The sequence below is a fragment of the Nocardia sp. CA-136227 genome (assembly GCF_050955695.1).
Lineage (GTDB): Bacteria > Actinomycetota > Actinomycetes > Mycobacteriales > Mycobacteriaceae > Nocardia.
Map to the genome: position 1 here is coordinate 4709881 of NZ_CP192081.1, position 14314 is coordinate 4724194.

Sequence of the window (14314 nt, forward strand, 5' to 3'; positions counted from 1 at the left end):
TCGTCAGACCTCGATGCGCTCGCCGAGGGTGACCGTGCGGTGGCGGGGCAGGCGGAAATAGTCGGCCACATCGGCGGAGAGGTGGCTGGTGGCGATGAAGAGCCTTGTGCGCCAACGGGACATGGTGGGGTGGTCGGCGGGGCGGAGTTCCACTTCGGAGAGGAAGTAGGAGGCGTGGGGTAGGTCCAGTTCGCCCTCGGTCTCGTCGGTGTCGAGTCCGGCCAGGGCGGCGGGGACGTCGGGGGGTTCCATGTAGCCGACCCGGACGGTGACGTGGAAGATGCCGTCGTCGCGGTAGTCGAGGTGGTCGATGCGGACCCGGTCGTCGGGTGAGATGCGGGGAACGGGTTCGGTTTCCACCGAGGCGATGACGGTGTGGCGGTGGCGGACGCTGTTGTGCTCGACATTGGCACGCAAGGCCAGGGGGACACTCTGCTTGCCTCGGTTGAGGAAGACGGCGGTGCCGTCGACGATGGTCAATCGTGCGGGGTCGTGCCACAACTCGTCGACGAACTCGCGCAGGGAGCCCTCGAGGCGGTCGCGCTCGTCGGCCACCACGGTGCGCCCACGTTGCCAGGTCGTCATGACCGTGAATGTGGCCAGGCCGATCAGCAGCGGCAGCCAGGCGCCGTGCAGGAGTTTGGTGAGGTTGGCGGCGACGAACAGCAGGTCCACCGTCAGTAGCGGGATCCAGACCACGATGACGAGCCACAGCGGTAGTCGCCACATCGCGTGGGCGAGGTAGCCGAGCAGCAGCGTCGTGATGGTGATCGTGCACGTGACCGCCATGCCGAACGCGAAGGCCAGAGCGGTCGAACTGCGGAAGGCGAGGACCAGGGTCAGTACCGCGACCAGCAACAACCAGTTGACCCACGGCACGTAGATCTGCCCGGGCGTCGACTCCGACGTGTGCGCGATGCGCAGTCGCGGCAGGTAGCCGATCCGCGCGGCTTGGGAGGCCACCGAATACGCGCCGGTGATCACCGCCTGCGACGCGATGACCGTCGCCGCGGTGGCGAGGGCGACCATGGGCAGCCGACCCCAGTGCGGGACCAGCAGGAAGAACGGGCTCGCCACGTGGGCGCGGGTCCCGAGGACCAAGGCGGCCTGCCCGAAGTAGCTGAGCACGCAGGCGGGCAGCACCAGCAAAAGCCAAGCGGTGGTGATGGATCGGCGGCCGAAGTGCCCCAGATCCGCGTACAGCGCCTCGGCTCCGGTGACCGCCAGCACGATGGCCGCCAGCGCGAAGAACGCGATGGTGAAGTGCCCGGAGAGGAAGCCGAGCGCGTAGCCCGGCCACAGCGCCTTCAGAATCGCCGGATGCTGGCGGATTCCGCCGATCCCGCAGGCGCCGATCGCCAGGAACCACACCACCATCACCGGCCCGAACAGCCGGCCCACCGATTCGGTACCGCGATGCTGAAAGACGAACAGCAGCACGATGATCAGCGCCGTAGCCGGCACGATCGCCTTGGCCAGAGACGGTTCCACCACCTCGATCCCCTCCACCGCGGACAGCACCGAGATGGCGGGGGTGATCATGCTGTCGCCGAAGAACAGTGCCGCGCCGAAGATTCCGAGGGCCGCCAATAGCGCGGCGGGACGGCGGCCGCGGGCGGCGAAGCGCCGAACGAGCGTGATCAGTGCCATGATCCCGCCCTCGCCGTCATTGTCGGCCCGCATGGCCAGCAGCACGTAGGTGACGGTCACGATGATCATCACCGACCAGAACACCAGCGACGCGACGCCGCACACGTTCGCGGGCTCCGCCGGGACCGGATGCGGATCCGATGGATCGAACACGGTCCGCAGCGTGTAGATCGGACTGGTCCCGATGTCCCCGAACACCACTCCCACCACCCCGATCAGCAGACCGGGCCGCACGGCGTCGCGCATCGAACCGCGAGGGCCCGGCGCACCGGACTGCCCGGCCGACCCCTGGTCGTCCGACACCGTCGAATCCTGGCGCTCGGGCATCCCTCACCACGCCCGATCGTGTGCCGAATCGACCCCGATCGCCGGGTTCGGCCCGCCGCTTCCGGGTACTGCGACCATGTCCCTACCCTCCTCGCCGAGTGCTGATGCCTTCGGCGTACCCGCTCACAGAGCGGAGACACAGCATCGGAGAAGTCCCATGCCCAAGGAATGGACGAAGAAAGAGGAACGACAGTACGAGCACATCCGCGACTCCGCCGAGGAGCGTGGCGAACGCCCGGCCCGGGCCCGCGAGATCGGTGCGCGGACCGTGAACAAGAATCGTGCCCGCGCGGGCGAGACCAGGACCGCCAGTCGCACATCCTTGCAGGGCAAGTCACCGCAACAGCGCGGCGGCGAACGCTCCGGCCGGCGCGGGCCCGAGGGCCCGACCAAGGACCAGCTGTACAACGAGGCCAAGCAGCGAAACATCAAGGGCCGCTCGGGAATGTCCAAAGCGCAGCTCGCCCACGCGCTCGGCCGAGCCTGACTCGCTCAGCAACGGTTCGCCATGACCGAAGTCTTGGCGGCGCGACTGTCGAGCAGTACCCCGCTGGGCCGGACACAGGCGAATACCAGGTTATTGACTGGGTTGCGGCACATCGACGTGGCAGTCGGCGATCTTCGGGTTCAGACCGAGATAGTTCAGCGGACCCGCCACGATCGTCACCGCGATTGTCCCGGCGCTCGCGCAGTTCGTCGGCGCGCTGTCGTAATAGTGCCGCTGCCCGGCGGCCACGGCTCCGATGATCAGCCAGGCGACCACCACCAGCAGCATCAGGCTGCTCGCACGCGTACGTCGCCCGCCGCGCCACACTCGACGGTCATTAGTGAAAGTTCTCATTTCTCATCACGCCTTCGATGCCTTCCCGGGGTCCGCTCTTGTCGTGCTCTGACATGGGATATACCTCCGTATATCGATTTCAGGGACATTCGGGACCTACCCGGGTCTTCGCACCCGAAACAGGCTGTCGGTCAATTCGTTTCGAGGCGAGGAAATCGGCTGCCGGGCGATGGCGTTGATCAGGCGGCGAGGCGGATAATGGGGCGATGGAGTCTTCGGCCGAACTTCCCGCGGAATCGCTGGTGTGGGCCGCGGGGAAGTATCCGGGCCCGCGGACGGGGAGCTTCCGGTTCTGGTTCGCCACGCAGCGCTGGGAGTGGTCCGCGGAGCTGTACCGCATGCACGGCTACACGCCCGGCGAGATCGAGCCCACCACCGAACTCCTTCTCGCCCACAAACATCCCGAGGATCGCGGCAAGGTCGCCGAGGCGATCACCCGCTCGGTCTCGCTGGGCGAGCCGTTCTCGAGCCGGCACCGGTTCATCGACACCCACGGGCACGAACACCACGTCATGGTGGTCGCCGACCGCATCCTCGACCAGGGGCGCGCGGTCGGCACCGCGGGGTTCTACATCGATCTGGCCGGCACCCTGATCAGCGCTCAGCGCGAGGCGCTCGAAGAACGGATGCCCGAGATGGTGGAGGCGCGAGCCGTGATCGAGCAGGCCAAGGGCGTGCTGATGCGCATGTACCGCATCAATGACGAGCAGGCCTTCAAACTGCTGGTGTGGCGGTCCCAGGAGACCAACACCAAACTCCGCTCCTTGGCCGAACAACTCCTGCGCGAACTGCCCAATATCCCGCCCGCGCAGCCCGGAACCGTGTCGGCGTTCGATCACATCCTGCTGACCGTGCACGAACGCATCCACGAGTGACCTCCGCGGCCCGGCCGTAGATCGAAAGCTAGCGGTGCACCCCGAGGGTCCGTTCCCAGATCGTCGACAGGACGTCCACGAGTTCGGTGAGCTCGGCGTCGTCGGCGTCCGGGCGCAGGTCGAGGAGCATGTGGATGTTCATGGTGGCCAACGCGAGTGCGCTGCCGCGGGGATCGGGCAGCGGCGCACCGACTTCGGTGATCTTCTCGGTCGCCACGTCGACCACCGCCGCGACGAGGCCGTCCCGTACCGAGCGCACCTCCGGGTCGTCGGTTCCCGACCGGAAGATGGCGCGCAGGACCGCGCCGTGGCGGCGGTAGGTCCGGGCGGCGGCGAGTAGGGCCGCGCGACCCCCGGCGACCGGGTCGTCGGAGTTCCGCCAGTCGGCCAGCCCCGCATCCGCCTCGGCGCGCAGGGGCTGGATCAGGGTGGTGAGCAGCTCGGAGCGATCACGGAAGTACACGTAGAACGACTTTCGGGACAGCGTCGTGCGTTCCATGATCGCCGCCACCGTCGCCTCGTGCGCGGGGCGCGTCCGGAGCAATTCCGTTGCCGCGTCCAGGATCTCGGCGCGGGCCTCCTGCGGTTGCCGTCGACGGCGCGGTTCTCGACCGCTCGCTACTGCCACAGTGGCAGTATAGTGGTGCCCGTTAATGCCACCGTGGCATTAACGGGCAGTCACGCACCTGCAGAACGGGTTTCACCATGAGTCGATTACGACCGACCACCTGGTATTGCTTGCTCGTCACGATCTTCCTGACCGTCCGCGCCACCACGACTCTCGCGGCCGGACCACAGTTCTCGATGCCCGGCACGGGCTGGCGAGCGGCCTGGCAGCTGCTACTCGCCGCCGTACTGCTCGCCGGTTTGCTCCGCCCGCGCATCGCCCGCACCGCCGTCACCCTGGTCGCGGCGACCTATCTGCTCGCGACCATCAGCGAGGCGCTCAACCCCGCCGATCTGCTCGGCTTCATCCCCGTGGACATGCGTGACCGGATAGTCCATCCGGCCCTCGCGGCGGCGGGCCTGGCGTGCGTCGCCGCGAATACAGCACTCACCCGTACGCGCCGAATCGGGTTCACTTCCCGTTGATTACGACGCTGTTCCTCGCTGTCGACGGTCGCGGCGATTCCACGGTGCCTCGTTCCCTACGGATTCGGCGGTAGCCGTACAGAATTCCGGCGACCAGGACGGCGAGCAGCACGGCGGACGTGCCCCACGTTCCGAACCCCAGACCGCCCTTCACGTGGGGTTTGGACAGCAGATCGCCGACGGTGGCGCCGAGCGGGCGAGTGAGGATGAAGGCCAGCCAGAACAGGAGGACACCGGAGACGCGGGTCAGGTAGTGGGCAGCGAGCAGGGCCGCCATGATCGCGGCGATGAGGGCGGCGCTGCCCCAATATCCGAGGCCACTGGTGTCGGACAGGTAGTCGCCGAGCGAGGTGCCCAGCGTGTTGGAGAGCAGAATGGCTGTCCAGTACAGGATTTCGCCGCGCACACTGCTGATGCCGGTGACGTCGTAGGTCTGTCCGCTGAGCTTCCAGACCGCGAAGACGATGGCCAGCCCGGTGACGAGGATGGCCGCACCGGCGCCGTAGCCGATCCCGCCGTCGGTGGACGTTCCCGAGCCCGGCCCGCGGTTGAGGAAGTCGGAGATGGTGGTGCCCGCGGTACTGGTCGCGGCGATCACCGTCCAGTACAGCGCGGGGTGGAAACGACGCGCCCGCAACTGCGCGATCAGGCTGACCGCGAAGATCGTCAGGAACAGCACCGAGGCGGTGGCGTACCCCAGGTCCAGCGTCTGCGCGATCAGGTCGCCGCCGGTCTCGCCGAGAGTGGTGGCGGCGATCTTCAGAATCCAGAACAGCGCGGTGATCTGTGGAAGCTTGTAATCGGTACGGGCGGACGCCGAGTCCATGCCGGATTTCCCATCTCGATGGAGGCGAACGAGCAGGTCGCCACGCAGCCTGCCAGCCGATCGCTGAGAACACGCTGAGATCGTTTTCTCGTAGCCGGCGCCGTGTCCGATGATGAGCGAGTGAAAGGGCTCACGAGGTGGCTCGCGCCGGCACGCTGGGGCCTGCGCCTCAGATCCGCGTTGGCGGCCGCGCTGGTCGTGGGTGCGGTCGTCGCCGTCGCCGCGGCGGCGATGCTGTGGGTGCTGCAGCGGTCCCTGATCAGCGAGGTCGACACGGCCGCCGAATTCCGGGCGAATCAGATCGCGGCGGAATTGCGGCGCGAGCCGGCGACCGCGCTGCCCGAGACACTGCTCGACGCGGACCGTCAGATCGCCGCCGTGCAGGTCTTCGATTCGACCGCACACCAGGTCGCGGCATCGCGCCACGCGCTGCCCACGCCATTGACCGGCTTGCCCATCACAGCGGCGAACGATCTGCCCGCGGCCGCCGGCTACGACGAGGATTGGCGCATCGTGGCCCGGACGGCCGACACCTCGGCCGGAACCTTCACCGTGCTGGTCGCGGCCGACACCGAGAACAGCGAGCGTGCGGTGAAGAAGGTCGCCGCGCTGCTGGCACTGGGCGCCCCCGCGGTGGTCGCGGCCGCCGCCGCCGCGACCTACCTACTGGTCGGCCGGTCCCTGCGCTCGGTGGAGGACATTCGGACCCGAGTCGCCGGGATCGAGGCCAGCGACCTGTCACGACGAGTGCCGATCCCGCCGACTCGCGACGAAATAGCGGGATTGGCCCGAACCATGAACGAGATGCTCGCACGCGTCGAAGCCGGTCACCGAGCGCAGCGGCGGTTCGTCGGCGACGCGTCGCACGAGTTGAGAAGCCCGCTGGCGACGCTCACCGCCGCACTGGAATTGGCCAGTCACCGCCCGGAAGCCCTCAACCAGGAGTTGATCGACGCGACGCTGCTACCGGAAGCCGAGCGCATGCGAAATCTGGTGGACGATCTCCTGACCCTGGCGGCCGCGGACGAACACGGTCTCGAATTGCGGATCGGCGAGGTCGATCTCGACGACCTGGTCGCCGAGGAAGCCGCCGCGCTCCGGTTGCGTGGCACCGTGACGGTCCGGACCGTCGTGGAGCCGGTACGCGTCCTCGGCGATCGGCTGCGCCTGAAGCGGGCGCTTCGCAATCTGGTCGACAATGCCGCCGCCCACGCCCGCTCCACCGTGATCCTTCACCTCGGCCGCCACGACAGGCGAGCTCGCATCATCGTGGACGATGACGGAGCGGGAATTCCCGCTACGGAACGGGTTCGGATCTTCGACCGGTTCGTGCGCCTGGAGGACGACCGCGCGCGAACCAGCGGCGGATCGGGTCTCGGCCTGGCGATAGTCACAGAAATCATGGCCGCGCACCACGGTTCCGTTGTCGTCACCGAATCACCCTCCGGCGGAGCACGATTCATTCTCGATCTGCCCGGAGTCGATTGACGGTCAAGCGTGTTCCGGTACCCCGGATCCGGTGGCCGGCCCGGCGTCCGGGTCGAGAAGTCGGTAACCGGCACCCCGAACGGTCTGAATGCTGGCCTGCCCGAAGGGCGCGTCGATCTTCTTGCGCAGATAGCCCACATAGACCTCGACCACGTTTCCCGGGCCGTCGTAGTGGGCGTCCCATACGTTCCGGAGAAGGTCGGTCTTGGTCAGCACGATGCCTTTGTTCTGAAGGAAATACTCCAACAGCGCGAATTCCCTGGGCGTCAGCACCAATTCGGTGTCGCCACGGTGGGCGGACCGGCGGCTCGGATCCAGCGTGAGGTCGCCGGCGGCCAGGATGGTCGGCCGCTGTGGTGCGCGCCGGCGCAGCAGCGCGCGCAGACGCGCGATGAGGACCACGAACGAGAACGGTTTGGTCAGGTAGTCGTCAGCGCCCAGGTCCAGGGCGTCCACCTGGTCGTAATCGCCATCCTTGGCGGTCAGCATCAGTACCGGGGTCGCCACGTCGTGGGCCCGCAGCCTCCGCAAGACCTCGTAGCCACTGAGTCCCGGCAACATGAGATCGAGCACGATCACATCGAAATCGTCCTCGAGCGCCCACCAGAGTCCGTCGGTGCCGGTGGCGGCGAGCTGTACGACGAAGCCTTCGAGCTCGAGGCCTCGTCGCAGGGTGAGAGCCAGCCGTTCCTCGTCCTCCACCACCAGTGCTCGCACCGCACCAGCATGCACGAGGGCGTCGTGGTGCCGGTGCGTCGCCCTGGCGGTCACCGTTCCGACGGTCGCGTTCACATCCCGTTGAATTCGACGATCGGTGGCGGATAGTCGGCGGCGAGGACGCCCGCCCGCCACGGGCGTTGGATCTCGGCGCCGGGCAGTTGGGCGAGTTCGGGGAGCCAGCGGCGGACGTAGTCGCCTTCGGGGTCGAAGCGGTCGGCTTGGCGCAGGGGGTTGAGGACGCGGCTGGAGCGGGTGTCGGTGCCGGTTCCGGCCATCCACTGCCAGTTCAGGCGGTTGTTGGCGACGTCGCCGTCGACCAGCCAGCGTTCGAAGTGCTCGGCGCCGATGCGCCAGTCCACGCGGAGGGTTTTGACCAGGAAGCTGGCGGCGATCAAGCGGGCCCGGCCCGGCATCCAGCCCTCGGCGAGCAGTTGCCGCATGCCCGCGTCGACCATGGGGTAGCCGGTCTGCCCGGCCTGCCAGGCCGCTACGCCACGCGGATCGGACCGCCAGGGCTCGGCTGACACCGCCTTGTAGTCGGCCACGGCGACGCGGGGTTCGTCGGCCAGGACCTGGTGGTAGAAGTCGCGCCAGGCGAGCTGACGGAGGAAGGCGAGGGCGCCGGGGTCGGTGGCGGGGGTGCGGGTCACGATCTCGGTGACGGACAGGCAGCCGAAATGCAGGTAGGGCGACAGGCGCGAGGTGCCGTCGGCAGCGGGGACGTCCTTCTCCTCCTCGTAGCGGCGGACCGGGCCGGACAGCCACTGCTCGAGCAGTTTTCGACCGGTGGTCTCACCACCGACCGCCAAATGCGGCGACCCGGGACCCGCGTCGAGATCGGCCGCGCCGGGGATCGCCTCGCTCTCCACCTCGGGCACGGTCACGGTGACCGGTGGCGGCACCGGACGACGCAGTGGCGTCTCCAGCCAACGGTTGAAGTACGGCGTGAAGATCGCGTAATGCCCGCGTCCGGTATCCGGCCGGATCGCACCGGGATCCACGGCGGTGATCGAGCGGCCGTGCACACGGAGCTCACATCCGGCCGACGAAAGCTGTTCCCGCAGCGCGTCCTCCCGCTTCCGGCTGTACGGGGTGCCGTCCGCCGCGAGGTGCACCGCCTGCGCCCCGACCTCGCGCGCGGCCCGCACGACCTCGTCGACCACCCGGCCGTGCCGCACCACCAGCCGCCCGCCCCGCGCACCCAGCTCGTCGTCGAGCTCGCTCAGCGCCGAGCACAGGAACCGCAGCCGGTTCGCCGCGTCCCCGATCCGGGCCAGCAGATCGGTGTCCAGAACGAACAAGGGAACCACCGACTTGTCCTCGCGGCACGCGGCCGCCAGCGCCGGATTGTCGTGGACCCGCAGATCCCTGGTGAACAACACGATCGACGTCGTCATGCCCGCACCCCGCCTCCTGATCGATGGTTGCCTGATCGATGCGACAGTACGGTCCGGCGGCCCGGCTCGCCCGTCCCGCAACGCAGGGCCGGTCGACGCGGATCATGATCAGCGTGCAGAATCGGACATATGCCTCACTCAAATCCGATCAGTGCCTGGAAATCGCTCCGCGACGGCAACGACCGCTTCGTGTCCGGCAGTCAGGTCCACCCCTCCCAGGGCTCCGGTCACCGCGAAGAACTGGTCGCGGGCCAGCACCCCACCGCCATCCTGTTCGGCTGTGGTGACTCCCGGGTGGCCGCCGAGATCATTTTCGACCAGGGCCTCGGCGACATGTTCGTGGTCCGGACCGCGGGTCACGTCATCGACTCCTCGGTGCTGGGTTCCATCGAGTACGGCGTACAGGTCCTGAACGTGCCGCTGATCGTGGTGCTCGGCCACGACAGCTGCGGCGCGGTCAAGGCCACCCTGGACGCCCTGGACGGCGGCGCGGTGCCCGGCGGGTTCATCCGCAGCCTCGTCGAGCGCGTCACCCCATCGATCCTGCTGGGCCGCCGCGAGGGTCTGAGCACCGTCGACGAGCTCGAGGCCCGCCACGTCGCCGAGACCGCGCACGTTCTCATGGAGCGCTCGCAGATCATCTCGCAGGCCGTCGACGCGGGCCGCCTGGCCATCGCCGGCGTCACCTACCAGCTCAGCGACGGCCGCGCCCACCTCAACCAGGTCATCGGCAATATCGGCGAACAGCCCTGAGTTCGGTCGTGCGGAAATCGACAATTCCGCATTGAAATACCAACGGGTCCTGAGGCTTTCGCCGTGGTCACCGCGATAAAAGGGCGGCGCTATTCCGAATCCAATTTCGGGATAGGCGCCGCCTTTTTCTGCGTACACTCTCCCGCGATAGCCGACACCTATACAGCAGGGCTCAACAATGACAAAGCTCGACTGGACCACCACCGTGACGACCGGCCCCGGCGGCATCCGCACCGAGGAAGCCGGAACCCTCGACGGTGAGATCACCCTCCGCACCTTCTGGTCCGACACCGACAACCTCGCACTGGTCACGGTGCAACACAATGAAATCCGCGAGTGGTACACGGTGGCGGGCAGCCCCGTCCCGGCCAACTCGAAAGAACTCGCCGAGGGCGTCCACCAGGCCGCCGTGGCCGCCGCCCGCGAGGGCGGCGACGCCACCGCCGGGTAGCAATTCCCCAGAGCGCCCAATCCACCACGGTTTTCGCCCGCACATCAATTCCCATGGCTCGCCCGACGGGTTCGGCGGCGAAGACCTGGTGGATCAAGGTGGAACAGATTTAAGTCAGATGCATTCGCGCGCCTGATCATTCGACATGTGTCGATCTGTTCACCCGTGGAACATCCTGTAGCTCCGGAACATTGGGTTCGGCGCTACGAGGCGCCTCCAGGATATGCCGGTCCTGGCAGAGGCCCAGGTCGGTGATGTTCCAGGAGGATTCGTGGTGACGATGCGCGACGCGCGCCGGTATCTGCCCAATACAGCGGCCACCATGGCATTGATCGCGCTCGCGGTCGGCGGGGTCGCGATCACGGCGGATTCGCCGCAGAACGACCGGGCGGGCACTGTCGTGGCGTCGTCGAAGGTCTCCGATACCTCCACCGAGGCGGACCCGGCCACCGAGACCGGACCGGTCACCGAGCTCGCGGACGTGACCGAGACGCCGGAGGACGGGACCGTGCCGGACGATACGCCGGTCGCGGACACTCCCGATGGCGGAGACGTGCCCGGGACCGAGACACCGATTCCCGACACCACCGATCCCACTACCAGCACGCCGGTCACGACGACGACCGAAACTCCGACCACGAGCCCGTCGTCGGGTCCGACCATCAATGTGAATGTGAGTGCGAGTCTGGGGATTTCGGCGCAGGTCTCCCCGCCGACCGACGTCGTCACGACACTGACGCCCGGCCTCACCACGGTGACGACGACTCCCACGCCGACCACCACGACCACCGACCCGGCTACGCCGATGCCCGTCGCGGCAACGACTACCACCACGACCACCCCGGTCCCTGCCGCCGCCGTGACGACCACGACAACCCCTGTCCCTGCGGCACCGACGACGAGCATCACCACGACCCCGGTTCCTGCCACCGCGACGACAACGACCACCCCGGTCCCTGCGACCACGACGACCACCACCGTCCCGCCCGCACCGACACCGGCCAAGGCGACGACGACCCCGACTACGGTCCGCACGACCACCCCGTCCGCCAAGCCGACGACACCGCGCCGCAGCACCCCGCCGTCGACCACGGCCACCAAAACGACCGCGCCCAAGCCGGTTCCGTCCTCGGCCCGCCCGACGGTCGCGCAACCGCCGACCACGACGCACCGCCCGGCGGCGACGACCACGACAGTGGCTCCCACCACGCCCAAGCCCCTCCCGGCCAAGTAGCACCGATGGCGATGACAGCGCGTCCGGCGCTGCTGGTGGCCGCGGTCGCGGCAGTACTCGCGGGCTGCGGCGTCTCCGGCGAATCGTCCGATCCGCTGCCGCCGCGCGCGAGCGAGTCGATTCCGGCGATCCGCCTCGACGCGGCCGAGTCTCCGATCGACCAGCTCCGCGAGTGGGCGCGTGCGCGTTCCGAAACGAGCGGCATCCCGATGCGGGCCCTACAGGCGTACGGCTATGCGACAGTGGCCATGTCGAAGGCCCAGCCTGGTTGCCATCTCGGCTGGGTGACCCTGGCCGGTATCGCCCGCGTGGAAAGCAATCACGCCCGTTTCGGCGGCGCGACCATCGCGGCCGATGGATCGGTGCGCCCGCCGATCCGAGGGATCGCGCTGGACGGCACCGGCGGCAATGCGCAGATCGTCGACCCCAATGCCACCACCCGAGCGGGTCATACGGTGTACGCGCGCGCGATGGGCCCGTTCCAGTTCATCCCCGATACCTGGAAACGCTGGGGCGTCCACGCGGCCGTAGGCTACAACACCCTCGCCCCCACGCTGAAGGCCGCCAAACCGGCTGCCACCAGCGGCCTTTCGGGCAGCCCGGACAATATCGACGATGCGGCCCTCGCGGCCGGTCGATACCTGTGCGCGGCGGGCGGCGATCTGGCCACGGCGCACGGCTGGCGGCAGGCCATCCTGGCGTACAACCACTCCGCCGTATACGTCGATCAAGTGCGCAGCACCGCGCTCGGCTACCAGAAATAGCCGAGCGGCGGGAACCGGACCGTCAGCCGGCCTTGGGGGTCGTGGTGGTCCGGCCGGTCGATGTCGGGGTCGTCGTCGGCATGTCGATCACGTCCGGCAAGCGACCGCCGCCGAGGACGGGTACCGCGCTGGTCGGGGACGGCGGGACCAATGGGGTGCTGCGGTGATCGCCGCATCCCGTGATCGCCGCCGCCACCATCGCTATCGCCGCCACCGTGATCAAGTGCTTGGGCACGAGTCAACCTTTCGAAGAGGGACCACCAATTCTGGTACACCCGCGGCGCAAATGTGGCGCGAAAGATCAACTTAGGCACGCAAAGTCGGCCCCGGTGGCACAGCGACGCCCGATTAGTTCCCCGAGTCCGGTTCTCCGACAGCTAATTTCGTGGCGAATCAGCAGCGAACGCCAGTGATGGTGAACCGTTCGACGTCGGCGACGTGACCTCCGGTGGCCGCGACGATGGTGAGCGTGGCCGGACAAGCATCGGACACGGACACCGTGGCACTCCAGGGTGATTCGGTACCGCCCGCGGGAATCGGAGCGGATCGACCGACGGGCTGATCCCGATCCGAGCGCAGAATCCGGACCCGGATGCTCTCGTCCACGCCGGTAATGGTCCCGCCCACGGCCACCGGCGACGAGACCGCGCCGCCGTAGCGCGGCGTGGTCAGCTGGAAGGTGGTGTCGTCGGTGCCGACGACCTCCCACGGCGCGGTGTCACCGTGCCCCATCCGGGCCAGATGCACGACGGCCGCGACAACGGGCACACCGTTCGGATTGTCGAACCCGACGCTGACCCGCGACTGGTCCCCGTCGGTGGCCACCTTCACGATCTTGTCCAAGCTCGAGAACCCGAGGTAGTGCTGGGTGAAGGACTGCGCGGTGGCGGCGGGGTCGAGATGCCAGGGTTGATGCCCGGACCCGGCGTCCCGCTGCCAGGCCGCGGCTTCGGCGCTGTCGCGGAACGGCCACAGCGGTTGGTAGGGAAAGTCCGCGGCCGGGGAGGTCGTGGGGGCGCCCGACCCGCTGCTCGCCGGCGCGGAACTGCCCGGTGCGGTGGTCGTGGACGCGCCGCCCGGCGCGGCGGTGGTGGTGGCCGAGGGCCCGCCTCCGCTGGAACAGGACAGCACGACCGCCGCCGGAATTGCGGCCATCGCGAGGAGGGTCCGGCGGCGATGCCCCCGAGAAGTTTCCGTGGTCATGCCCGGCCTCCTACCAAGAATGGGCCCTTTGTCGGATTATCGGATGAATCCCCGGTGATCGCCATGATTCCGCGAGCATGTCCGGAACCGAATACCTCGGGCGTCGCCGGGTATGCGGGCGGTATGGAACCTCAGAACGTCGGATCCGGTATCGGGTCGGACGGAACCCCGGTTCCTCCGGTGCGACCGCCGGAACCGGTCCCACCGCTGGAGCCGGGCGAACCTGTCCCGGAGCCCGTTCCGCCCCTGCCCCTGCCGACACCAGGCCCGCCGATCCCCCGGCCCCCGGATCCGATTCCGGACCCGCAGCCACCGCTGAGACGTTTCGGTCCGGCGCAGCCGGTTATTCGACCGACTGCCGGCAGTCCGTCCGGCACTCACGACAGCGGAAGGAAGACCTATGCTGATGCTCACCCCCACTGCCGTCGAGGCGGTACGCGGTATCACCTCCGGGGAAGGCGCCCCGCGCGACGCCGGACTGCGGATCACCACGCCGGATGACGCCGAGAGTTTCCAGCTCGCGGTGACGGACGGGCCGTCCGAGGACGACGCGGTCCTGACCGCCGAAGGCGCGCGGGTCTACATGGACCGCCGGTCCGCGGAATTCTTCGACGACAAGATTCTCGACGCGGGCCTGGATGCGACGGGCAACGCCACCTTCGTCGTCGGCCCGCAGGCCACCAGCGGCTAGTC

The 14314-nt window shown here is 68.3% G+C and carries 17 protein-coding genes; 9 read left to right on the forward strand and 8 right to left on the reverse strand.

From position 1 onward, the window contains the following. Positions 1-3: 3 nt before the first annotated feature. Positions 4-1896: a potassium transporter Kup gene (locus tag ACQP06_RS21685; RefSeq protein ID WP_433673398.1), complete on the reverse strand. Its 1893-nt coding sequence runs from the start codon at positions 1894-1896 to the stop codon at positions 4-6. 238 nt (positions 1897-2134) lie between these two features. Between ACQP06_RS21685 and ACQP06_RS21690 the strand changes: the two genes are divergently transcribed. Beyond that, entirely contained in the window at positions 2135-2464 is a 330-nt protein-coding gene (locus ACQP06_RS21690) for a plasmid stabilization protein (RefSeq protein ID WP_433666321.1), read from the forward strand. 90 nt (positions 2465-2554) lie between these two features. Here the strand turns inward: ACQP06_RS21690 and ACQP06_RS21695 are convergent, their stop codons facing one another. Beyond that, on the reverse strand, positions 2555-2752 hold the full coding sequence (locus tag ACQP06_RS21695) for a hypothetical protein (protein ID WP_433666322.1): 198 nt from the start codon (positions 2750-2752) through the stop codon (positions 2555-2557). A gap of 272 nt (positions 2753-3024) precedes the next feature. Here ACQP06_RS21695 and ACQP06_RS21700 point away from each other — a divergent pair, with 272 nt between their 5' ends. Further along, positions 3025-3693, forward strand: coding sequence for a PAS and ANTAR domain-containing protein (locus ACQP06_RS21700; RefSeq protein ID WP_433666323.1), 669 nt, complete (start codon positions 3025-3027; stop codon positions 3691-3693). Positions 3694-3721: 28 nt separating this feature from the next. Here ACQP06_RS21700 and ACQP06_RS21705 read toward each other — a convergent pair whose 3' ends face one another. Further along, complete coding sequence (locus tag ACQP06_RS21705) at positions 3722-4321, reverse strand: TetR/AcrR family transcriptional regulator (RefSeq protein WP_404204505.1); 600 nt, start codon at positions 4319-4321, stop codon at positions 3722-3724. A gap of 77 nt (positions 4322-4398) precedes the next feature. Between ACQP06_RS21705 and ACQP06_RS21710 the strand changes: the two genes are divergently transcribed. Further along, a complete protein-coding gene (locus ACQP06_RS21710; protein ID WP_433666324.1) occupies positions 4399-4785 on the forward strand; it encodes a DUF4383 domain-containing protein in 387 nt (128 codons plus the stop codon). On the opposite strand, the gene ACQP06_RS21715 is transcribed toward ACQP06_RS21710, so the two are convergent. Continuing rightward, on the reverse strand, positions 4772-5611 hold the full coding sequence (locus ACQP06_RS21715; RefSeq protein WP_433666325.1) for a COG4705 family protein: 840 nt from the start codon (positions 5609-5611) through the stop codon (positions 4772-4774). The genes ACQP06_RS21710 and ACQP06_RS21715 overlap by 14 nt on opposite strands. A gap of 120 nt (positions 5612-5731) precedes the next feature. Here ACQP06_RS21715 and ACQP06_RS21720 point away from each other — a divergent pair, with 120 nt between their 5' ends. After that, the gene (locus ACQP06_RS21720; RefSeq protein ID WP_433666326.1) at positions 5732-7099 is read left to right on the forward strand and encodes a sensor histidine kinase; all 1368 of its coding nucleotides are present in this window, start codon (positions 5732-5734) and stop codon (positions 7097-7099) included. 3 nt (positions 7100-7102) lie between these two features. On the opposite strand, the gene ACQP06_RS21725 is transcribed toward ACQP06_RS21720, so the two are convergent. Next, positions 7103-7816, reverse strand: a complete 714-nt coding sequence (locus tag ACQP06_RS21725; RefSeq protein WP_433673399.1) for a response regulator transcription factor — start codon at positions 7814-7816, stop codon at positions 7103-7105. A gap of 71 nt (positions 7817-7887) precedes the next feature. Beyond that, positions 7888-9216 carry a cryptochrome/photolyase family protein gene (locus ACQP06_RS21730; protein ID WP_433666327.1) on the reverse strand — a complete coding sequence of 443 codons (1329 nt, stop codon included), beginning with the start codon at positions 9214-9216 and terminating at the stop codon, positions 7888-7890. A gap of 129 nt (positions 9217-9345) precedes the next feature. Between ACQP06_RS21730 and ACQP06_RS21735 the strand changes: the two genes are divergently transcribed. From ACQP06_RS21735 to ACQP06_RS21750, 4 genes are all read left to right on the forward strand, one after another. Then, positions 9346-9969: a carbonic anhydrase gene (locus tag ACQP06_RS21735; RefSeq protein ID WP_433666328.1), complete on the forward strand. Its 624-nt coding sequence runs from the start codon at positions 9346-9348 to the stop codon at positions 9967-9969. A gap of 178 nt (positions 9970-10147) precedes the next feature. Then, on the forward strand, positions 10148-10420 hold the full coding sequence (locus tag ACQP06_RS21740; RefSeq protein ID WP_433666329.1) for a hypothetical protein: 273 nt from the start codon (positions 10148-10150) through the stop codon (positions 10418-10420). A 274-nt stretch (positions 10421-10694) separates the two neighbouring features. Then, on the forward strand, positions 10695-11654 hold the full coding sequence (locus ACQP06_RS21745) for a hypothetical protein (RefSeq protein WP_433666330.1): 960 nt from the start codon (positions 10695-10697) through the stop codon (positions 11652-11654). A gap of 5 nt (positions 11655-11659) precedes the next feature. After that, entirely contained in the window at positions 11660-12418 is a 759-nt protein-coding gene (locus ACQP06_RS21750; protein WP_433666331.1) for a murein transglycosylase, read from the forward strand. Between the two features lie 22 nt (positions 12419-12440). Here ACQP06_RS21750 and ACQP06_RS21755 read toward each other — a convergent pair whose 3' ends face one another. Then, entirely contained in the window at positions 12441-12653 is a 213-nt protein-coding gene (locus tag ACQP06_RS21755) for a hypothetical protein (protein WP_433666332.1), read from the reverse strand. A 158-nt stretch (positions 12654-12811) separates the two neighbouring features. Beyond that, a complete protein-coding gene (locus ACQP06_RS21760; protein ID WP_433666333.1) occupies positions 12812-13621 on the reverse strand; it encodes a hypothetical protein in 810 nt (269 codons plus the stop codon). Positions 13622-14027: 406 nt separating this feature from the next. Between ACQP06_RS21760 and ACQP06_RS21765 the strand changes: the two genes are divergently transcribed. Beyond that, a complete protein-coding gene (locus ACQP06_RS21765) occupies positions 14028-14312 on the forward strand; it encodes a hypothetical protein (protein ID WP_433666334.1) in 285 nt (94 codons plus the stop codon). The last annotated feature ends 2 nt before the right edge of the window (positions 14313-14314 follow it).